The 19,687-nt window shown below is 71.6% G+C and carries 16 protein-coding genes; 6 read left to right on the top strand and 10 right to left on the bottom strand.

The window, feature by feature from the left end; genetic code table 11:
• The first annotated feature begins 140 nt into the window (after window positions 1-140).
• The 3 genes from ACFWFZ_RS30010 (at window position 141) to ACFWFZ_RS30000 (ending at window position 3,095) form a co-directional block, all read left to right on the top strand.
• Window positions 141-830 (top strand): transglycosylase SLT domain-containing protein, encoded by a 690-nt coding sequence (locus tag ACFWFZ_RS30010; RefSeq protein WP_387126339.1) that lies wholly within the window; start codon window positions 141-143, stop codon window positions 828-830.
• Window positions 831-961: 131 nt separating this feature from the next.
• Window positions 962-2,335 carry an AI-2E family transporter gene (locus ACFWFZ_RS30005; RefSeq protein ID WP_387126337.1) on the top strand — a complete coding sequence of 458 codons (1,374 nt, stop codon included), beginning with the start codon at window positions 962-964 and terminating at the stop codon, window positions 2,333-2,335.
• A 67-nt stretch (window positions 2,336-2,402) separates the two neighbouring features.
• A complete protein-coding gene (locus ACFWFZ_RS30000) occupies window positions 2,403-3,095 on the top strand; it encodes a hypothetical protein (RefSeq protein ID WP_387126335.1) in 693 nt (230 codons plus the stop codon).
• A 58-nt stretch (window positions 3,096-3,153) separates the two neighbouring features.
• Here the strand turns inward: ACFWFZ_RS30000 and ACFWFZ_RS29995 are convergent, their stop codons facing one another.
• Window positions 3,154-3,708 carry an alkyl hydroperoxide reductase gene (locus tag ACFWFZ_RS29995; protein ID WP_387126333.1) on the bottom strand — a complete coding sequence of 185 codons (555 nt, stop codon included), beginning with the start codon at window positions 3,706-3,708 and terminating at the stop codon, window positions 3,154-3,156.
• Window positions 3,709-3,711: 3 nt separating this feature from the next.
• The gene (locus tag ACFWFZ_RS29990; RefSeq protein WP_030658686.1) at window positions 3,712-4,266 is read right to left on the bottom strand and encodes a peroxiredoxin; all 555 of its coding nucleotides are present in this window, start codon (window positions 4,264-4,266) and stop codon (window positions 3,712-3,714) included.
• 136 nt (window positions 4,267-4,402) lie between these two features.
• Here ACFWFZ_RS29990 and ACFWFZ_RS29985 point away from each other — a divergent pair, with 136 nt between their 5' ends.
• A complete protein-coding gene (locus ACFWFZ_RS29985; protein ID WP_387126330.1) occupies window positions 4,403-5,350 on the top strand; it encodes a hydrogen peroxide-inducible genes activator in 948 nt (315 codons plus the stop codon).
• A 197-nt stretch (window positions 5,351-5,547) separates the two neighbouring features.
• Here the strand turns inward: ACFWFZ_RS29985 and ACFWFZ_RS29980 are convergent, their stop codons facing one another.
• The 5 genes from ACFWFZ_RS29980 to ACFWFZ_RS29960 all read right to left on the bottom strand — a co-directional run bounded on the left by ACFWFZ_RS29980 (window position 5,548) and on the right by ACFWFZ_RS29960 (window position 10,360).
• Window positions 5,548-7,896 carry an ABC transporter permease gene (locus ACFWFZ_RS29980; RefSeq protein WP_387126328.1) on the bottom strand — a complete coding sequence of 783 codons (2,349 nt, stop codon included), beginning with the start codon at window positions 7,894-7,896 and terminating at the stop codon, window positions 5,548-5,550.
• Entirely contained in the window at window positions 7,893-8,582 is a 690-nt protein-coding gene (locus ACFWFZ_RS29975) for an ABC transporter ATP-binding protein (protein WP_387126326.1), read from the bottom strand. The genes ACFWFZ_RS29980 and ACFWFZ_RS29975 overlap by 4 nt, the downstream gene beginning before the upstream one ends.
• Window positions 8,579-9,103, bottom strand: coding sequence for a PadR family transcriptional regulator (locus tag ACFWFZ_RS29970; RefSeq protein WP_387126324.1), 525 nt, complete (start codon window positions 9,101-9,103; stop codon window positions 8,579-8,581). Before ACFWFZ_RS29970 ends, ACFWFZ_RS29975 begins: the two co-directional genes overlap by 4 nt.
• A gap of 118 nt (window positions 9,104-9,221) precedes the next feature.
• A complete protein-coding gene (locus ACFWFZ_RS29965) occupies window positions 9,222-9,455 on the bottom strand; it encodes a hypothetical protein (protein WP_387126322.1) in 234 nt (77 codons plus the stop codon).
• Entirely contained in the window at window positions 9,452-10,360 is a 909-nt protein-coding gene (locus ACFWFZ_RS29960; RefSeq protein ID WP_387126320.1) for an SPFH domain-containing protein, read from the bottom strand. The genes ACFWFZ_RS29965 and ACFWFZ_RS29960 overlap by 4 nt, the downstream gene beginning before the upstream one ends.
• Window positions 10,361-10,592: 232 nt before the next feature.
• Between ACFWFZ_RS29960 and ACFWFZ_RS29955 the strand changes: the two genes are divergently transcribed.
• Window positions 10,593-12,866 (top strand): transglycosylase domain-containing protein, encoded by a 2,274-nt coding sequence (locus ACFWFZ_RS29955; protein ID WP_387126318.1) that lies wholly within the window; start codon window positions 10,593-10,595, stop codon window positions 12,864-12,866.
• A 79-nt stretch (window positions 12,867-12,945) separates the two neighbouring features.
• Here ACFWFZ_RS29955 and ACFWFZ_RS29950 read toward each other — a convergent pair whose 3' ends face one another.
• The 3 genes from ACFWFZ_RS29950 to ACFWFZ_RS29940 all read right to left on the bottom strand — a co-directional run bounded on the left by ACFWFZ_RS29950 (window position 12,946) and on the right by ACFWFZ_RS29940 (window position 17,684).
• Window positions 12,946-15,198, bottom strand: a complete 2,253-nt coding sequence (locus ACFWFZ_RS29950) for a SpoIIE family protein phosphatase (protein ID WP_387126316.1) — start codon at window positions 15,196-15,198, stop codon at window positions 12,946-12,948.
• A gap of 249 nt (window positions 15,199-15,447) precedes the next feature.
• Window positions 15,448-16,167 carry a DUF402 domain-containing protein gene (locus ACFWFZ_RS29945; protein WP_387126314.1) on the bottom strand — a complete coding sequence of 240 codons (720 nt, stop codon included), beginning with the start codon at window positions 16,165-16,167 and terminating at the stop codon, window positions 15,448-15,450.
• Between the two features lie 113 nt (window positions 16,168-16,280).
• Window positions 16,281-17,684 (bottom strand): class II fumarate hydratase, encoded by a 1,404-nt coding sequence (locus tag ACFWFZ_RS29940; protein WP_387126312.1) that lies wholly within the window; start codon window positions 17,682-17,684, stop codon window positions 16,281-16,283.
• 109 nt (window positions 17,685-17,793) lie between these two features.
• Between ACFWFZ_RS29940 and ACFWFZ_RS29935 the strand changes: the two genes are divergently transcribed.
• Window positions 17,794-19,320, top strand: a complete 1,527-nt coding sequence (locus ACFWFZ_RS29935; RefSeq protein ID WP_387126310.1) for a ricin-type beta-trefoil lectin domain protein — start codon at window positions 17,794-17,796, stop codon at window positions 19,318-19,320.
• The last annotated feature ends 367 nt before the right edge of the window (window positions 19,321-19,687 follow it).

Here is a 19,687-nt window from a genome sequence, read left to right as displayed (position 1 = left end):
CCCGGAGCTACACGCGGCAGCCCCCGCAGGGGAGTTGCCCACGGGCCCGCGCCTCCAGTGACCGTAGAACCACGGAGGCCAGAGTCGAGGGCACTTTTGCGCCCGCGCGGTCACTGCGGACGCTGCTGGAAGGACACCGTGTGAGCCGGATCTCGGTCCGGGGGTTCGCAGTGGCTTCGGCCACCGCGGTCACCACCGTCGGCGCAGTCGTGGGCGTTGCCACCGGCGACCCCACGAACGATCTCGAGACGACCGCGTCCGGGGCGACCCTCCTCGCAGACATCCCGGTCGGCGATCAGGCGCAGGTCCAGAGCGCCCTGACGCAGCAGGCCGACACCATCGCGCACGCCGCCGACGCCGACGCCAAGCGCTCGGCCGAGGAAGCCGCCCGCCTCCAGGCCGCCGAGGACGCCAAGTCCAAGAAGGCCGAGGCGCAGAAGGCCGCCGACGAGAAGGCGAAGAAGGAACGCGAGGCGAAGGAGGTCGCCAGCCGTTCCGCCGCCCGCGACGCCGGTGACTTCGCCGTCCAGAGCTCCTACACGGTCGCCCAGGTCAAGGCCATCGCCCAGCAGATGGTCCCGGCCGGTCAGTTCCAGTGCTTCTCGAACATCATCAACCAGGAATCCACCTGGAACTACCTGGCCGTGAACAAGTCCTCCGGGGCTTACGGCCTGGTCCAGGCGCTCCCCGGTTCGAAGATGGCCTCGGCCGGCGCGGACTGGCGCACCAACCCCGCCACTCAGATCAAGTGGGGCCTGAACTACATGGAAGACCGCTACGGCGGCCCCTGCGCCGCGTGGAGCTTCCACCAGGCCAACGGCTGGTACTGACGGCCGCCGCCGCACCGCGGCGCCACAGCTCGTCCCCGGGTAGCCCCGCACCGTCGTACGGTGCGGGGCTACGCGCGTGTACGGTCGTCGGGGTGTGCCCGTAGACCGGGGGGCGGGGGAAGGAAGCTGACATGGCGAAGAGGGAAGGCTGGCTCGGCCGGCTGGGCAACAGGCTGAACGCGATGGAGGCGCGGCTCAACGAGCGGCGCGCCGAAGTCGAGGCCGAGACCGGAGGCGACCTGCCCGGACGGTCACGGCCGGCCGACACGGCCCAGGCGGTTCCGGCTCCCGCCGAGCGGGCCGACGCCCCGACGCAGGGCCGTACGGCCGCTCCCGCGCGCTACGAGCGCCCCGAGCGGCCCGACCCGGCGAGCGTCGTCCCGTGGGGGATGCGCGTCGCCGCCGAGGCCAGCTGGCGGCTGCTGCTGCTCGCCGGGATGCTCTGGGTGCTGATGAGGGTGATCAGCGAAGTCCGCCTGGTCGTCCTCGCCTTCGCGGCCGCCATGCTCGTCACCGCGATGCTCCAGCCCTTCGTCGTCCGGCTGCGCAGACTGGGCCTGCCGCGCGGCCTGGCCACGGCCGTCACGGCGGTCCTCGGCTTCGTCGTCATCGGGCTGGTCGGCTGGTTCGTCGTCTGGCAGGTCATGGACAACCTCGACGACCTCTCCGACCGCGTCCGCGACGGCATCAACGAGCTCAAACTCTGGGCACTGGACAGTCCGTTCCACGTGACCGAGAAGCAGATCAACGACATCGCGAAGAACCTCAGCGAGACGATCGGCACCAACACCGAGCAGATCACCTCCGCCGGACTCCAGGGCGTGACGGTCCTCGTCGAGATCCTCACGGGCATGCTGCTCGCGATGTTCTCGACGCTCTTCCTGCTCCATGACGGCAAGCGCATCTGGAACTGGGCGCTCGGCCTGGTTCCCGCGGCCGCCCGGCCCGGTGTCGCCGGCGCCGGCCCGCGTGCCTGGCGCACGCTGACCGCGTACGTGCGCGGCACGGTGATCGTCGCGCTCATCGACGCCATCTTCATCGGCCTCGGGCTGTACTTCCTGGACGTGCCGATGGCGGTGCCGCTGGCCGTGTTCATCTTCCTGTTCGCCTTCATTCCACTGGTCGGCGCGGTGATCTCGGGCGCCCTCGCGGTGGTCGTGGCGCTGGTGACCCAGGGCGTGTTCACCGCCCTGATGACGCTGCTGGTGGTCCTGGCGGTGCAGCAGATCGAGGGGCACGTGCTCCAGCCGTTCATCCTCGGCCGGGCGGTACGGGTCCACCCGCTCGCGGTGGTCCTCGCGGTGGCCGCCGGCGGGATGATCGCGGGCATCGGAGGGGCGGTGGTCGCCGTTCCGCTGGTGGCCGTCACCAACACGGTGGTCGGATACCTCCGGGCGTACTCGCGGGACCAGCACAACCTCGGGGCCGGGATGGTCGGCGCCGCGCCGCACGGCGCGACGGCGCTGGGCGTGGGGCCCGACGACGAGGAGCGGCCCAGGCCCTGACCAGGCCGGGGCGAGGACATGCGGGCGCCGCCGGTGGCGCCCGCGGCGGGACGACAGGGGGACAGGCATGATCACCGATCCGGAGCTCGACGACGCGTGGGAGACCGGCCGCGCGGGGGAGCAGGCCGAGGCGGCGGAGGAACTCGCGCCGCGCGGACGGGCGGAGGGCGCGGCGGGGGCGCGCCGGCCGTGGCTGTGGGCGCTGGGCGGGGCCCTCGTCGCCTCGGCGGTGTGGGCGGGAGGGCTGTACGCCTTCGGGGAGAAGCTCGCCGCGCCGGAAATCTCGTACCGGGCGACGGAGAACCTCTGCGAGGACTTCCGGGCGCGGGCGCTGGGCCAGATCGCGGGAGACCTGCACCGGTACCGGCCGATGAACCAGGAGAACGACCACCCGGCCGTACGCGGGGCGATATGCGTGCTGCAGAACGCTGAGACCGTGTCGACCCTCACCGTGCGGGCGCAGGTCGACCTGCACGACAAGACCGACCCCGGGCCCGAGTTCGACGTACCGTCGCTCTGGCTCGCCGCCCAAGTCGGCGCCGGCGCCACCGAGTCGGTGCAGGGCCTCGGCGAGCGCGCCGTGGTCTTCGTGATGCCCGGGGATGCGGTCCAGCTCAGGGTGCTGGACGGCGGTGCGGTGTTCACGCTGGAGACCTACGGCAGCGGCATTGCGGGGGACACACCGGCCGACACCGCCGCGATCCAGTCGGCGCTGGTCGAGGACGCGCGGGCGCTGATGGCCGCGCTGAAGAAGGACTGACAGCGCCAGGGCCCCGCGACCGGAAACGGTCGCGGGGCCCTGGTGGTGCGGGATGCGGCTACTCGCCGGCGAGGACGGCCTCGGCGTCGAGGGCGGCTTCGGCGTCGAGGGTGACCGCGACGGCCTGGATCACCGAGGCGATCTTGAAGGCCTCCTGGATCGTCTCGCGGTCGACGCCCGCCTTGCGCAGGACCTGCTCGTGCGAGTCCAGGCACTGGCCGCAGCCGTTGATCGCGGAGACCGCGAGCGACCACAGCTCGAAGTCGACCTTCTCCACGCCCGGGTTGCCGATGACGTTCATCCGCAGGCCCGCGCGCAGCGTGCCGTACTCCGGGTCGGAGAGCAGGTGCCGCGTGCGGTAGAAGACGTTGTTCATCGCCATGACCGCGGCGGCGGACTTGGCGGCGGTGTACGCCTCCGGCGAGAGGTTCGCCTTCGCCTCGGGCTCCAGCTCACGCAGGACGCGCGGGGAGCGGGCGGCGATCGCGCAGGACAGGACCGTGCCCCACAGCTGCTGCTGCGGGAGGTCGCTGTTGCCTATGACCGAACCGAGGTTCAGCTTCAGGTCCTTGGCGAAGTCCGGGACGGACGCCTTCAGGGAGTCGAGGGACATCCGTCACTCACCGGCCAGCAGCGCGCCGGCGTCGATCGTGGCGTCGCCCTTGTTCCAGTTGCAGGGGCACAGCTCGTCGGTCTGCAGGGCGTCGAGGACCCGCAGGACCTCCTTGGGGTTACGGCCCACGGAACCGGCGGTCACCATCGAGAACTGGATCTCGTTGTTCGGGTCGACGACGAAGACGGCGCGCATCGGCAGGCCGTCCTCGCCGAGGATGCCCAGCTCGGCGGAGAGCTCGCGCTTGATGTCCGACATCATCGGGAAGGGCAGGTCACGCAGGTCGGCGTGGTCCTTGCGCCAGGCGTGGTGCACGTACTCGGAGTCGAGGGAGAAGCCGAGGACCTGCGCGTCGCGGTCGGCGAACTCGTCGTTCAGCTTGCCGAAGGCGGCGATCTCCGTCGGGCACACGAAGGTGAAGTCCAGAGGCCAGGCGAAGATGACCTTCCACTTGCCCTCGTAGGTCTTGTGGTCGATCTGCGCGAACTCGGCACCGGCCTCAAGCGAGACGCAGGCGGTCAGGTCGAAGGCGGGGAACTTGTCACCAACAGTGAGCACGCGCTCTCCTTGTTCAATGGGAAATGACCCCTTTTGGGGGCTTTCCGTGGGGTTGGACGTGTCTCACATGCTGGCACAACCTGCATTGATTATGGAAATAGCTAGTCTTGCTGCGGGTGATCGGAGGTACCTATCAGTGGCTGTCGGTAATAGGGGAGCGAAGCAACCGACCCTCGCTCAGCTACGCGCCTTCGCGGCCGTCGCCGAGCATCTGCACTTCCGCGACGCGGCCGCGGCCATCGGCATGAGCCAGCCGGCGCTCTCCGGCGCCGTGTCCGCGCTGGAGGAGGCCCTCGGCGTGCAGTTGCTGGAGCGCACCACCCGCAAGGTGCTCCTCTCCCCGGCGGGCGAGCGGATCGCCGCCCGCGCGCAGGTGGTGCTCGACGCCGTCGGCGGACTGCTGGAGGAGGCCGAGGCGGTACGGGCCCCCTTCACCGGGATCCTGCGGCTCGGGGTGATCCCCACCGTGGCTCCGTACCTGCTGCCGACCGTGCTCGGGCTGTTCCACCGCCGCTACCCGCGGATGGACCTCCAGGTGCACGAGGAGCAGACCGGCTCGCTGCTGGAGGGGCTGGCCGCCGGGCGCCTGGACCTGCTCCTGCTGGCGGTGCCGCTGGGCGTCCCCGGCGTCACCGAACTGCCCCTCTTCGACGAGGACTTCGTCCTCCTCGCCCCCCGAGGGCACGCGCTGGCCGGACGCCGGGACATTCCGCTCGACGAACTGCGCGATCTGCAGCTGCTGTTGCTGGACGAGGGGCACTGCCTGCGGGACCAGGCCCTCGACATCTGCCGGGAGGCCGGGCGGACCACCGGGGCGGACGTCACGACGACCGCCGCCGGTCTGTCCACGCTCGTGCAGCTCGTCGCCGGCGGCCTCGGGGTGACCCTGCTGCCGCGCACCGCGCTGCGGCTGGAGACCGCCCGCAACGAGTACCTGTCCACCGGCTGCTTCGCCGAACCCGCCCCCTCGCGGCGGATCGCCCTGGCCATGCGTACGGGGACCGCCCGCCAGGGGGAGTTCGAGGCGATCGCCGCCGCCCTGCGCGAAGCCGTACGCCCGCTCCCTGTCTGGCCCACCGACTAGGTCCTGTCTGGAGTTCCCCCGCGGCGTTGCGGCGTCTGGCACCGCCGCTTCCGGCGTTGTCGTCAGTCGCCGACGCTCCGCGTCGACTCCCTCCTCCGCCTTGGATCCGACGGCACCGGACGCCGCTCCTTCTCCCGCGCTGGAACTCCAGACAGGACCTAGAGGGCGTCCGGGCCGAAGGGAGCGGGCGGCGGGGGTCACTCCGTGCGCAGGCCGTCCGGGCGCATCAGCCGCAGCAGCGGCGGCAGGCTGAGCAGGGTCACGGCGGCGACCACGCCCGCACCGACCCCGGTCATCCCCAGGACGGAAAACCAGTCGATCCGGACCGGCTGGGCGGCCATCCCCGTCAGGACGGCGCCCAGCCCCGTGCCCACGAAGGCCGCCAGCACCAGGCCCAGCACGATCGGTACCGCCGTCTGCCACAGCACCGACAGGCTCAGCGTGGAGCGCCTGGTGCCGAAGGCGACCAGGCAGGAGAGCAGCCGCCGGCGTTCGCGCAGCTGCTCCAGCTGCGAGACGAACAGGCTGGCGCCGATCAGGACCAGCACGGCGGCGGCGCCGAAGAACAGGCCCGTGCGGATCGCGGAGAAGCCGACGGCCTGCTCGGTGTCGCGCAGCGTCATCGTCGCGACGAGCGGGTCCGTCTTGAAGACGGCGTTGCGCGCCCGGTCCAGGGCGTCCGGACCGGAATCGTCGACCTGGATGAAGATCCGCGCGTCCGGGTAGTCGCCGAGCCCCTTCGGTGCGGCCGACGGGGTCACCAGCAGGCCGCTGCGCAGCTCGCCGGCGGGGTCCTCCCTGGCGGGGACCGTGCGGGCGTCCGCCGGGACCGTCCACTTCACGGGAGTGCGGTGGTCGGCCGTAGCGGGCTCGTACTGGTTCACGTCGCCGACGAACAACTCGTCACCGGGCTTGGCCGCGGCCCCGAAGAAGTCCGTGGCGGCGCCGGTCAGGACGAAAGCGTGGCCGTCCTCGCACGAGTCGAGCGTCGCGACCTCGCGGAGTGCGTCGCAGGTGCCGATGGTCACCCGGACCGTCTCCCCCTCCGCAGGCACCCGCGGGGCCGCCTGCGCGGAGGTCAGCGGGACCGCGCGGGTCACGCCCGGCACGGCGGAGATCCGCTGTGCGAGACCGGCCATGGTGTGCCCGTCGTCGCCGTGCAGCATGACCGAGACGGCGGCCCTGCCGGGGTCCTGGCCGGTCGGCTTCGTGTAGTCGCCCTCGACGCCGGCGAAGAGCATCTGGAGGGCGATGGCGCCCGCGACGGCCACGGCGATGCCGTTGACGAGGCGGGCGGCGCCGCCGCTGTCGAGCTGGAGCCGGCGTATGGCCAGCTGCCAGGAGACCGGACCGCCGGAAACCCTCCCGACGAAGCGTTCCAGCAGCCACGGCAGCAGCACGGTGATCCCGACCAGCAGCAGCAGTACGCCGCCGCCGACCTGCCACTGGTTGAACCTGCCCTGGTCGTTGCCGCGACCGCCCAGGGGCAGGAGCAGGCCGGCGCCGACCAGCGGGAGCAGCAGCCGCCACCAGATGCGGCGCCGGGAGGGCTTGGCCGTACGGACGACACCCAGCGGCTCGATGACCACACCGCGCAGCGCGAAGAGGGTCACGGCCACCGCCGCCGCCGGAACCGCGACGGCGACCAGGGCGGCCAGCCAGGGCGCCGGGTCGAGGTCGCCGGGGAAGACACTGCGCTGCCGGAGGCTGACGCTGCCGACCAAGGACCGGCCGACCGCGAAGAAGCCGGTGCCGAGGACCAGCCCGACCAGGGAGCCCGCCAGCGCCTCGCCGGCCGCGATCCGACGGACCATCCTGCCGTCGGCACCGACCAGCCGCAGTGCGGCGAGCCTGCGGTCGCGGCGCTCACCGCCGAAGCGGACGGCGGTGGCGATGAACACGGCTATGGGCATCAGCAGGGCGACGAACGTCAGGACGACCATCAGCATGAGCACGGGGTCGAGTCCCTCGCGGTCCGTCTCGTAGCCGAAGCCGGTCACGCGGTTGACGCGGAAGTCGCCGGGGCTGTCCTTGGCGAGGCTGTCGCTGCCCAGGTAGAAGAACAGTTCGCCGGGCCCGACGAGCCCCGGATCACCGATGGTCTCGGTGACCGGGCCGTCGAGCCGCTCGCGCAGCAGGGCGCCCTCGGAGGACGTGAGCAGCTCGCCCAGGGCGGGGGAGACGGCCATCTCGCCCGCGCCGGGGATTCTCTTCAGCCCGGGCGGCAGCGGGGCTCTCGGGCCCTCGGCCCGCATCGCGTACCCCTCGATGTCCTTGCCGCGATACGTCTGGCTGACCCGGGTGATCAGCAGGGTGTCGGGTCCGGGGGCGTCGGAGGTGTCGGAGTTGATCGTCGACCGCGCGTCGCCGCGCTCGTACCGTGCGGTGAGGGCGCCGGGGATCGCGGTGCTGATCAGCAGCAGCGCGACGCCGAGACCGACGCCGACCCCGGTGAACAGGGTGCGGATCCAGCCCTCGCGGCCGCCTCCGAAGGCGAACCGGGCGCCCATGCCGAGGTCGCGGGTCCAGACCTGGAGCCGGCTCATACGATCCGCTCCATGTCGCGGGACTTCCCGTCGCGTACGACGATCTCGCGGTCGGAGTAGGCGGCCACGCGCGTCTCGTGCGTGACGAGGACGACGGCGGCGTTCGCGGACCGGGCGGCCTCCGTGAGCAGCTGCATGACGAGTTCGCCGTTGAGGGAGTCGAGTGCTCCGGTGGGCTCGTCGGCGAAGACCACCCGCGGGCCGGTGACGAGGGCGCGGGCGACGGCCACGCGCTGCCCCTGGCCGCCGGATATCTCGCCGGGCCGCTTGGCGCCGAGGTCATCCACCTGGAGCTGCTCCATCCAGCGCAGGGCGGTGCGTTCGGCCTCCTTGCGCTTGACGCCGGTCAGGCGCAGCGGGAGGGCGACGTTCTCCACGCAGGTCAGTTCGGGTACGAGCTGCCCGAACTGGAAGACGAAGCCGAACTCGGTGCGGCGCAGGGCGCTGCGCTCGGCGTCGCTCAGGCAGGTGAGGTCGCGGCCGGCGTAGGTGATGGATCCGGAGTCGGGCGGGATGATCCCGGCGAGGCAGTGCAGCAGGGTGGACTTGCCGGAGCCGGAGGGGCCCATGACGGCGACGACCTCGCCCGCGTGGATGGAGAACTCCGCGCCGTCCAGGGCGTGGGTGGACCCGTACGCCTTGCGCAGGTCCGTGGCGGTGAGCAGGGAGCCGGCGGGGGCCGTCATCGGCCGACCTCCCGCGCGAGCTGGTCGAGCCGGGCCGCGGTGAGCTCCAGCCACCGCAGGTCCGCTTCGAGGTGGAAGAGCGCGTGGTCGCAGACGAGCTGGTCGGCGATGTCGCCCTTGCGCTTGCGCTGGGTGAGGATGCGCATGAGGCGCAGGTGCTCGGCCCGCTGGGTGTCCAGCAGTTCGTCGGCGCGGCGGCCGGTGAGCAGTGCGAGGACGACCTTGGTGTAGAGGGTCGAGTGGAGGTACGGCTCCGGCTTCTCGGGCTGGGAGAGCCAGGCCTCGACGTCGGTGATCCCGGCGTCGGTGATGGCGTACCGCTTGCGGTCGGGGCCGCCGCCCGCCTCTATGCCCTCGACCTCGACGAGGCCGTTCTTCAGAAGGCGGGACATGGTCGAGTAGACCTGCCCGTAGGCGAGGGGGCGGTCGTGGCCGAACTTCTCGTCGAAGGCCCGCTTCAGGTCGTAGCCGTGGCGCGGGCCGGCCTCTAGGAGGCCCAGGAGGGTGTGACCGATGGACATGCCGCCGACTATACATCGTGTGTATACGCGGAGTGTATAGAGCTCCTGGGGTGCGGAGACGCGAAAGCCGCTCCCGTGCAGGGCACGGGAGCGGCGGTCGGTCCGGGAGCTTGGGCGCTCAGTCCGAGGACTTCGGCGGTCGGCCCCGGCGGGGAAGGGGGCCCGGGGCGGAGGGGAGCCGGCCGGCCTCGGCGAGGGCCCGGCGGAGCAGGAACTCGATCTGCGCGTTGGCGCTGCGCAGTTCCTCGCCCGCCCAGCGGGCCAGCGCGTCGTACACCTGCGGGTCGAGTCGCAGGAGCACCTGCTTGCGCGCCTGCCGACCCGCCGGCTTCTCCTCGCCGGAGGGGGTCACTGGTAGAGGGTGCCCGTGTTGAGCACCGGCTGGGCGGCGCGGTCGCCGCACAGGACGACCATCAGGTTCGAGACCATGGCCGCCTTGCGCTCCGAGTCGAGGTCCACGATCTCCTCCTCCGCCAGACGGGTCAGGGCGAGCTCGACCATGCCCACCGCGCCCTCCACGATCTGCTTGCGGGCCGCCACGACGGCGCCGGCCTGCTGGCGCTGGAGCATCGCGGAGGCGATCTCAGGAGCGTACGCGAGATGCGTGAAGCGGGACTCGATGATCTGCACCCCGGCGGCCTCCACCCGGGCGTGCAGTTCGACCGCGAGCTTCTCGGTGATCTCCTCGGCGTTCCCGCGCAGCGACAGGCCGCCCTCCTCGTGGGCGTCGTACGGGTACTCGATCGCGATGTGCCGGACCGCGGCCTCGGTCTGCGTCTCGACGAACTCGGTGAAGTCCTCGACCTCGAAGACCGCGCGCGCGGTGTCCTCGACCCGCCAGACCACGACCGCCGCCAGCTCGATCGGGTTGCCGTAGGCGTCGTTGACCTTCAGGACGGCCGTCTCGTGGTTGCGCACGCGGGTGGAGATCTTCTCGCGCGAGGTCAGCGGGTTGACCCAACGCAGGCCGTCGGTGCGGATGGTGCCGCGGTAGCGGCCGAAGAGCTGGACGACGCGGGCCTCGCCCGGCGCCACCGTGTTGAGGCCGCTCATCGCGATCACGGAGCCGAGGCCCAGGAGCACGCCGATCGCGATCAGCCCCACCTTGGCCCCGGTCGCGCCCGCCGCCGCGCCGGCCACCACCAGTCCCACGCCCGCGAGCAGGCCGACCAGGCCCAGCAGCAGCGCCAGCCCGCCGCCCACGCTGCGAGCGGTGAACTCCCGTACTCCGTCGGGAGTGGCTATGTGGTTCGTCATGGTTTGCCCCGTTTCTCTGCGCGCGACCGGTCGGGCCGCTTAGCAAAGTGATATCACTTTTTTGCGCAATGGCAACCCATCCGCTTATCTGAGCGTCGGTTCCTGTGATGTGGGTGCTGATTCTCACGTCCGAAATGACCGGAATCGGTCTGGATTGACCAAAGTTTGTCACAGCCTGCGGTGTTAGCTTTCTGAGTTGACGTCGGGGGGGTAATCGAGCGGAGCGGGAGCGATGGGCCGAGCAGAAGTGCGTAAGGCGCAGCAGCGCGGTGCGCGGCGGGCGCCGAGCGGACGCGCGAAGGGCGCCGAGGGGAGCGGGGGTACCGGCAAACGCACCGGCATACGCCGCTTCTTCACCTGGAAGAAGATCCTGGGCGCGTGCTTCACGCTGACCCTGCTCGGCATGGGCGCGCTGGTGGCCTTGTACTTCTACGTCGACGAGCCGGACCCCAACAAGCAGGCGCTCCAGCAGAGCAACGTCTACAAGTACTCAGACGGCACGATCATGGCCACCAAGGGCAAGGTCAACCGCGAGATCCTGCCCATCGACAAGATCCCGATAGACGTCCAGGAGGCGTTCATCGCGATCGAGAACAAGTCCTTCCGTAGTGACGGCGGCGTCGACTTCAAGGGCCTGGCCCGTGGTCTGTGGAACACCGCCACCGGCCGCGGCAAGGCCGGTGGCTCCACGATCACCCAGCAGTACGTCAAGAACTACTACCTGACGCAGGAGCAGACGCCCACCCGCAAGATCAAAGAGCTGGTGATCTCACTCAAGGTCGACCAGCGCATGAAGAAGCCCGAGATCCTCGCGGGCTACCTCAACACGAGCTACTTCGGCCGCGGTGCCTACGGCATCCAGGCCGCCGCCCAGGCGTACTACGGTGTCGACGCCGAGAAGCTGACGCTGGAACAGGGCGCCTATCTGGCCACCCTCGTCCAGGCGCCCAGCCAGTACGACTGGTCGACCGCCAGCGACGAAACCAAGAAGCGGATCAAGATCCGCTACGACGCGACGCTCGTCAACATGGTCGACATGAAGAAGCTGGACGAGACCAAGCGTCAGGGGATGAAGTTCGCGGAGCCGATCCCCCCGCAGCCCCCGATGGGCATGGACGGCCAGAAGGGCTACCTGGTCCAGGCGGCCGAGGCCGAGCTCAACGCCCAGGGTGTCGAGCGCAAGCTGATCGACGCCGGCGGCTGGACATTCACGCTCAACATCGACCCGAAGAAACAGCAAGCGCTCGAGACGGCCGTCCAGGAGGAGCTGGAGTCCAAACTCGACCGCAAGGACACCAAGGAACGGCCCCAGGACCAGAGCGTGCAGGCCGGCGCCACCTCAGTGGACCCCAAGACCGGGCACATCGTCGCCATGTACGGCGGCACCGGCCTGAAGGACCACTGGTCCAGCAACGCCCTGCGCAAGGACTACCAGCCGGGCTCCACCTTCAAGCCGCTGGTGCTGGCCTCCGCCCTGGAGAACGGGTCGAAGACGCAGGACGGCAAGCCGATCACCCCGAACGCGCTCTACGACGGCACGAGCAAGCGCCCGGTCGTCGGCAGCGACATCCCGTTCGCCCCGCAAAACCAGGAGAACCGCAACTTCGGCGACCCGATGATGACGGTCCAGGAGGCCACCAACTACTCGGTGAACTCCGTCTACGCGCAGATGATCGTGGACGTGGAGCCGCCCAACGTGAAGAAGACGGCGCTGCAACTCGGCATGAAGGACCGCGAGGGCTGGCCCGCGGACAAGCCGGCCATGGCCCTCGGCACCATGAGCGCCAACACCGTGGAGATGGCGGCCGCCTACGCCACCCTCGACAACCACGGCAAGAAGGTCACGCCGACCATCATTAAGACGGCCGAGCACAAGGACCGGGAGGTCGAGCCCGGCCAGCCCATCGGTACGCAGGCCATCAGCCGCCGCACCGCCGACACCGTCACCAAGGTGCTCACGGGCGTCGTCAACGACGAAGGCGGCTCCGGCAACAAGGTCCGCAGCAGTGCCTACGAGGCCGCCGGCAAGACCGGTACCACCGAGAACAACTTCTCCGGCTGGTTCGCCGGTTACACCCCCGAACTGGTCACCGTCGTCGCGATCTTCGGTGAGGAGCCCGGCACTGCCAAGCAGGTCACCCTGACCGGCACCGCCGGCCTCGGCCGTCTGGGCGGTTCCAGCTTCCCCGCCTCGATCTGGAAGGCGTACACCACCGCCGCCCTCAAGGGCGGCTCCGCCGGCAAGTTCCAGCTGACCGAGGCCGACATGGGCGCCGTCCAGGCGCCTTCCCGCAGCGCCTCGCCGTCGGCCTCGGCGAGCCCGTCCTCCAGCCCGCCGGCCGCCACCACCAGCCCGACGCAGTCCCCGACGACGTCGCCGACACCCACCGCGACCAAGACGGGCCCCACGCCCAGCGGGACGACGTCCCCGACGGCCACGGCCACCAAGACAGGCGGCCCCAAGCCGCCGGACCCGCCGGTCCTGGGTGAGCACACCGGGAACTGAACACAAGAGCGCCGCCCCGCAGCCGTCTCGGCTGCGGGGCGGCGCTCTGTGGTGTTCCTGCGGGCCGCCGGACGGGCGGTCAGCGCCGCTCGCCGGCTCCCGGCAGCGGCAGTTCGAACCAGACGACCTTTCCGCTGCTGAGCCGGGTCGCACCCCAGCGGCGGGCCAGCCGGTTGACCAGGAACAGGCCCCGGCCGCCCTCGTCGGTGTCGCGGGCCCGGCGCTGGCGCGGCAGCTGCGGGGAGTCGTCCCCGACCTCGCAGCGCAGCACGTCCGTACGCAGCAGACGCAGCGTCACGGGCCGCTCCGCGTACCGGACTGCATTGGTGACCACCTCGCTGACCAGCAGCTCCAGCGAGTCGCTCAGGTCCTCCAGGCCCCACCGGGTCAGCGCGCGGCGGGCGAAGCGCCGGGCCCGGCCCGGAGCGGTCTCCTCCGGGTCCAGGAACCAGTACGCGACGTCACTGGGCGCGATGCCGTCGAACCGGGCCGCGAGAAGCGCGATGTCGTCGTCCCGGTCACCCGGACCCAGCATGTCCAGCACGTCGTCGCACAGCGCCTCCAACGGCGGCGGATGGTCCAGCCCGGTCAGCTGCGCGGTCGTGGCCAGCCGCTCGCGGAGCTGCTCGATGCCCGTCCACACGTCCCGCAGGCGCGACTCCACCAGACCGTCGGTGTACAGCAGCAGGGTGGCCCCGGCGGGCGCGTCCAGCTCCACGGCCTCGAAGTCCACCCCGCCGACGCCGATGGGCGCCCCGGGCGGTACGCGCAGCACCTCGGCCCGGCCGCCCAGGTGCAGCAGCACCGGCGGCGGGTGGCCGGCGTTGGCGATGGTGATCCGGTGCGCGACCGGGTCGTAGACGGCGTACATGCACGTGGCCATGCGGTCCGAGCCCAGGCGCTGCGCCTGCTCGTCCAGGTGGTGCAGCACCTCGGCGGGCGGCAGGTCCAGCTGCGCCAGGGTCTGCGCGGTGGTGCGGAGCTGGCCCATGATCGCGGCGGAGGTCATCGAGTGGCCCATGACGTCGCCGACGACGAGCGCGACCCGGCTGCCCGGCAGCGGTATGGCGTCGTACCAGTCGCCGCCGACCCGGGCCGTCTCGGCCGCGGGCAGGTAGCGGGAGGCGAGGCGCACCCCGGTGGGCTGCGGCAGGCTGTCGGGCAGCATGGTGCGCTGGAGCTCGTCGGCGATGTACGCCTCGCGGCCGTAGAGGACCGCCTTGTCGATGCCGAGCGCGGTGTGGGTGGCCAGCTGGGCGGCGACCAGCAGGTCGTTCTGCTCGAAGGCGGGACGCTCGGGGCTGCGCAGGAACACCGCCGCGCCGATCACCCGGCGGCGGCCGCGCAGCGGCGCGAGGACCGCCCGGTTGCCGCGCGGCAGCGGATGCTCGGCGCCGAGCAGCTCGGGCAGTGCCGCCCGGGCGCCGGCGGAGGACGCGAAGACGGGTCGTACGCCGCGCAGCACCTCGGCGAGCGCGCCGCCGGGCCGGATCTCGCACAGCTCGGCCGCGGGCAGGTCACCCTGCGGGCCGACCAGCGGCAGCTGGCTGAAGTCGAGCTCGCCGGCGGCCCCCGCGGCCCCGGCGAGGTCCATACCCGCGCCGATGGTGCTGCTGATGTCCGTCAGGTCGTCGATCGGCCGGAGCCGGTCGGTGCGGCGCAGCCTTAAGACGACCGGGCCGACGGGCCGCTCGTCGCCGACCGGCAGCGGGTCGCGCAGGTAGACGAGGATGGCGTCGGAGAAGGTCGGGACGGTGGCCCGGCACAGGCCGAGCACGATCTCGTCGAGGTCGATGCCGCGGGCGATCCGCCGGGTGGCGGCGCCGACGAAACGCAGCCGGTCCCCCTCGCGGCGCGCGGCGGTCGCGTCCGGGCCGCCGCCGCCCGGCACGGCGGGCCCGCCGGCCCCCTGGAAGCCCGGTGCGCCGTTCCCCGCAGCCGCGGGAGCCGGGCCGGCCCCCGCGCCGCGGGCGGCGTCGTGGGCGTCCACGGCATCCGCGGTGTCCCGGGGGCGGGCGTTGTCGTGGTTCTGGCCCGGGCCGGAGCCCGTGGGGCCGGAACCCGCGGCGGCGGGCACCTCCGCCGATGCCGCTCCGCGCGGCCGGGGGAGCCCCGAGGCCGCGCCCGCCGCCGAGCGCGCGGCCCGTACGTCGGAAGCCGCCGCGGTGGCCGCCGCGCCCGGATCGGCCGCCGGGCCGGCACCGGCGCCCGCGGCATGCGTGCGTACGGCCTCGGTGGCGGCGATGGGCGCCTTGCCGTGGCCGGCCTCGTCCGTACCTCCGCCGGAGGCGACGGGCGGCGGTCCCTCCTGGGAGGTGGGGTACTCCGTCACGCGTGGAATTCCGTCCGTTTGCGCTCGATGTGCGCTGCACTCAACTCGGTCAGTCGCGGTATACCCGCTCAGCGGCCCGGGCACCATCGCCCAGAGGTTCCTCGCTCGAACTTCCTCGTGTGTCGACCTCCGGTCAGATCCCGCGTGCAGAACGACACTTGCCGGTGTGCGGCCCGATCGCACCGTCCCGCGCGCGCGACCTCGCGGAGGACGATCCTACGTTTGAACCCCGGGGGCGCATCAAGGGTCTCATGAGGTCATATGCGCAGGGGTGCGGTCCCAGTCCTCGGGCAGAGCCGGAATCCCCCAGGCCGGATCCGGCCGCCAGTCCTGCCAGCCGGCGGAGAACGGAACGCCCCATTCCTCGATCACCGCGACCGCCGAGCGGCCGGCTTCCCGTACCCGCCGTGCCTGCTCACGGCCCATCAGGCCGGACCGCTGGGCCTCGGCGAACTCGTCCTCGTCCAGCCACTTCCAGCTGCGGTCGGGGTAGACGGCGATGTCCAGGAAGTGATCCTCGGAATCGACGCCGCCTGCCCATCTCGCCCGCGGCTCCTCCAGATTCACGTACCAGTTCTTGAACTGCCAGCCCGGCCCCCAGAACAGCCAGACCGACCACGGGTCCCCGGGCCGGGCCAGTTTCAGGACGCCGCCGCCGAACCAGCGCGAGCGCACAGTGGTGCGCGGCGCGGTGTAGCGGGTGGCCAGCGGCTCCTCGTGGACGGGGGTGCCGTCGGCCAGCACCGGCTTGACGCATTCGGTGCCGGGGGCCATCCACACGGCGAGCATCTCGGCGGTGTCCTGCACCACCGTCACCGGGCGGCAGATGTGCACCGCGCCCTTCAGTCCCGGGGCGTGGTCGCGGTAGCGCCAGAGGATCTGGTCCCCGGGCGCCCAGCGCGTCCCGCGCGCGGGGCTCGGCGGCGCGTCCGGCCCCCGGCCGTTCCCGGGCTTGAAAGTACCTGTCATGCGCAGATCTTAGGGCGGGGGCCCGTACGCCCGCTGCGGTGCAGGTCGCGAGGCGGTTCGGGGAACGGTGAACGACCGGATCCGGCCCCCCGCCCGGGGTGCGGGACGGCCGGTCAGGGACGCGTCATGCGCAGGACGTCCAGGGCCTCGTCGAGCTGCTCCAGGGTGAGGGCGCCGCGCTCCACGTAGCCGGACTCCAGGACGACCTCCCTGATCGTTTTGCGCTCGGCGAGGGACCTCTTGGCCACTTTCGCGGCCTCCTCGTAGCCGATGTAGCGGTTGAGCGGGGTCACCACGGAGGGCGAGGACTCGGCGTACTCCCTGGCCCGGGCCTCGTCGGCGGTGATCCCGTCGACCGTGCGGTCGGCGAGGAGCCGGCTCGCGCCGGCCAGCAGCCGGATCGATTCGAGGAGGTTCCTGGCCATCACCGGCAGCATCACGTTGAGTTCGAAGTTGCCGGCGGCCCCCGCCACGGCCACGGTGGCGTCGTTCCCCATGACCTGGGCGGCGACCATCAGGACGGCTTCCGGGACCACCGGATTGACCTTCCCGGGCATGATCGAGGAGCCGGGCTGGAGGTCCGGGAGGCTGATTTCAGCCAATCCGGTCCGCGGCCCGGAGGCCATCCAGCGCAGGTCGTTGCAGATCTTGGTGAGCGAGACGGCGACCGTACGGAGCATGCCCGAGGTCTCCACCAGCGCGTCCCGCGCGCCCTGGGCCTCGAAGTGGTTGCGCGCCTCGGTCAGGGGCAGCCCGGTGGCGACCGCCACCTCGGCGATCACGGCGGCGGAGAAGCCGGGCGGGGTGTTGATGCCGGTGCCCACCGCGGTGCCGCCCAGGGGGAGTTCGGCGAGACGGGGCAGGGAGGAGCGCAGCCGCTCGACGCCGTAGCGGATCTGGGCCGCGTACCCGCCGAACTCCTGGCCGAGGGTGACGGGGGTGGCGTCCATCAGGTGGGTGCGGCCGGCCTTGACCACGCGGTCGAACTCGGTCGCCTTGCGCTCCAGTGCGGCGGCCAGGTGCTCCAGGGCCGGGACCAGGTCGTTCGTGACGGCGGCGGTGGCGGCGATGTGGATGGACGACGGGAAGACGTCGTTGGAGCTCTGCGAGGCGTTGACGTGGTCGTTGGGGTGCACGTCCCGGCCGAGGCGCTCGGTGGCCAGGGTGGCGATCACCTCGTTGGTGTTCATGTTGGACGAGGTCCCCGATCCGGTCTGGAAGACGTCCACGGGGAAGTGGTCGTCCCAGCGGCCGTCCGCGACCTCGCCGGCCGCGGCCCGGATCGCGTCGGCGACGTCCTGGTCCACCACGCCGAGCCGCGCGTTCACGAGGGCCGCCGCGGCCTTGATCCGGGCGAGGGCCTCGATGTGGGCCCGTTCCAGCCGCTGTCCCGAGAGGGGGAAGTTCTCCACGGCGCGCTGGGTCTGCGCCCGCCACTTGGCGTGCACGGGCACCCGTACGTCGCCCATGGAGTCGCGCTCGGTCCGGAACCTGTCGGCCTGTTGATCATCTGTCATGTCTGCTGCCTCCTCGAAAAAGTTGAGCAATTCTCTTGTTGCGAGTGTTCCCAACTCCCCTACTGACCAGTAAATACCGGGGGTAACACCGACACTCGGGGAGGCGTCCATGGCACGTGCCCGTACGAGACCCACGTTCAGATCTACCTTCGCCGCCGTCGCGGCGTTCGCGGCCGCCCTGGGGGGCGTCACCGCCGTCACCCCCATGGCCCAGGCGGCCGCCACCGCCGGCGTCGTCACACCCCTCCCACCCGAACTGGAGGCGATCCGCGCCGCCGAGGCCGTCAAGATCTACGGCGACCCCGCAGTTCGCCCGCAGGCCGACCGCAAGACCGGCCTGATCTCGCTGGGCGACAGCGAGATCTCGGGAGAGGGCATCGGCAACTACGACCCGGCCACCAACACACCGGACAACCAGTGCCACCGCTCGCCCGACGCGGCGATCCACCGCACCGGCATCCCGGCCGACCTCACCTTCAACGTCGCCTGCTCCGGCGGCTACACCGGCAACATCAGGATCGGCGGCAGCAAGCAGTACGCCGACGAGCTGGTGCAGAGCGACAACCTCGCCATCAAGGCCCGCAACACCAGGATCAAGATGGTCCTGCTGGTCGCCGGGGCCAACGACGACCTCCAGTTCGGTCCGGTCATGACCGACTGCGTCACCCGCTGGGTGCTGAGCCAGGGCACCTGCGAACCCACGTACGCGCCGGGCTGGCAGGCCCGCGTCGACGGCCTGAAGCCCAAGGTGGAGGCCACCGTCGCGGACCTCAGGACGGTCATGCGCGACGCCGGCTACGCCGACGCCGACTACAAGCTCGTCGTGATGGGCTACCCCAGCCCCATCGGCCCCGACTTCTACGACAACCCGAACTTCCCCGGGAAGCTGCCCGGCGGCTGCGCCGGCTACGACTCGGACTCCACCTGGGGCCGCAACTACGCGGTACCCACCTTCGAGAAGGGCATGCGCGCGGCGGCCCTGGCCTCCGGCGCGGTCTACCTCGACAACTCCCGCCTCTTCCACGGCCACGAGGTGTGCATGGAGGACACCTGGGCCCGCGGACTCTACCTGGACCTCGGGGACCACTTCCCGTGGGACGAGAACACCGCCCGGCAGTCCTTCCATCCCAACTACCGCGGACACGGCGCCTTCGCGTCCTGCCTGACCCAGCTGTACGACTCGGGCCTGCGCGAGGCCTCCTGCGCCGACCCCGCCAGCACTGGTACGCCCGTCCTCCAGGCCGGGGCCTGGGACGACAAGTTCAAGCCCCTCAGGAACGAGGCCACCGGCAACTGCCTCGACTCCTTCGGCGGCTCCAGCGCCAACGAGACCAAGATCGTGGGCTGGGACTGCCACGGCGGCCGCAACCAGGGCTGGTGGCACGACACCGCCCGCAAGTCCGTCCACATCGAACTGACCCAGGACCGCTGCCTCGACGCCCCCGACGCCCACTACGGCCCCGGCACCGGCCTGATCATCTGGAACTGCCACGGCGGAGCCAACCAGCGGTTCGTCCGCGACGGAGCCACCCTGCGCCCCGCCGCCGCCCCGGGCATGTGCCTGACCGTGGCCACCGCCCACGACCCGCTGCGCCTCCAACCCTGCAACGGAACGGCGAACCAGCGCTTCGCGTAAACCGCCCCGCTCCACCCGATCCCCCCACGCCCGGCCGGCGCACCCCGGCCGGGTGTGTTCATGCGCGGCTCCCACCAGGGTCCGGCGACAAGGGGGTACTCCGGAGCCGTCTAGTGCCGTGCCAGGCAGCGTTTGCCCGTCAGGAGCGGCGTCCGGTGCGTGCTCTCGGCGTGCCGGCCGGGAGCGCTCGTACCGGATGTACGTGGCTTTCGGCCGGTGCGGCGAGAGTGCGTGCCGGGCGCCGCGACGGGGCGAACGTCGCCTGACGCGGCACTAGCTTGATCTTTAACCTGTGCGGCGGGGTCGTGGGGTCGTGGGCTTGGCCTTCCTGGACGCTGCAGTGCCCGTTGTGCGGGGTCTGTGGACG

Source organism: Streptomyces sp. NPDC060232 (assembly GCF_042726555.1).
Lineage (GTDB): Bacteria > Actinomycetota > Actinomycetes > Streptomycetales > Streptomycetaceae > Streptomyces.
The sequence above is the reverse complement of the archived record's forward strand: the minus strand, read 5'-3'. Positions and strand labels throughout refer to the sequence as shown.

Coding starts and splice junctions, on each gene's coding strand:
- ACFWFZ_RS29935 (WP_387126310.1), top strand. CDS start 17,794: ATGGCACGTGCCCGTACGAGACCCACGTTCAGATCTACCTTCGCCGCC.
- ACFWFZ_RS29960 (WP_387126320.1), bottom strand. CDS start 10,360: ATGACGAACCACATAGCCACTCCCGACGGAGTACGGGAGTTCACCGCT.
- ACFWFZ_RS30005 (WP_387126337.1), top strand. CDS start 962: ATGGCGAAGAGGGAAGGCTGGCTCGGCCGGCTGGGCAACAGGCTGAAC.
- ACFWFZ_RS29980 (WP_387126328.1), bottom strand. CDS start 7,896: ATGAGCCGGCTCCAGGTCTGGACCCGCGACCTCGGCATGGGCGCCCGG.
- ACFWFZ_RS29995 (WP_387126333.1), bottom strand. CDS start 3,708: ATGTCCCTCGACTCCCTGAAGGCGTCCGTCCCGGACTTCGCCAAGGAC.
- ACFWFZ_RS29970 (WP_387126324.1), bottom strand. CDS start 9,103: ATGTCCATCGGTCACACCCTCCTGGGCCTCCTAGAGGCCGGCCCGCGC.
- ACFWFZ_RS29940 (WP_387126312.1), bottom strand. CDS start 17,684: ATGACAGATGATCAACAGGCCGACAGGTTCCGGACCGAGCGCGACTCC.
- ACFWFZ_RS30000 (WP_387126335.1), top strand. CDS start 2,403: ATGATCACCGATCCGGAGCTCGACGACGCGTGGGAGACCGGCCGCGCG.
- ACFWFZ_RS29945 (WP_387126314.1), bottom strand. CDS start 16,167: ATGACAGGTACTTTCAAGCCCGGGAACGGCCGGGGGCCGGACGCGCCG.
- ACFWFZ_RS29955 (WP_387126318.1), top strand. CDS start 10,593: ATGGGCCGAGCAGAAGTGCGTAAGGCGCAGCAGCGCGGTGCGCGGCGG.
- ACFWFZ_RS29975 (WP_387126326.1), bottom strand. CDS start 8,582: ATGACGGCCCCCGCCGGCTCCCTGCTCACCGCCACGGACCTGCGCAAG.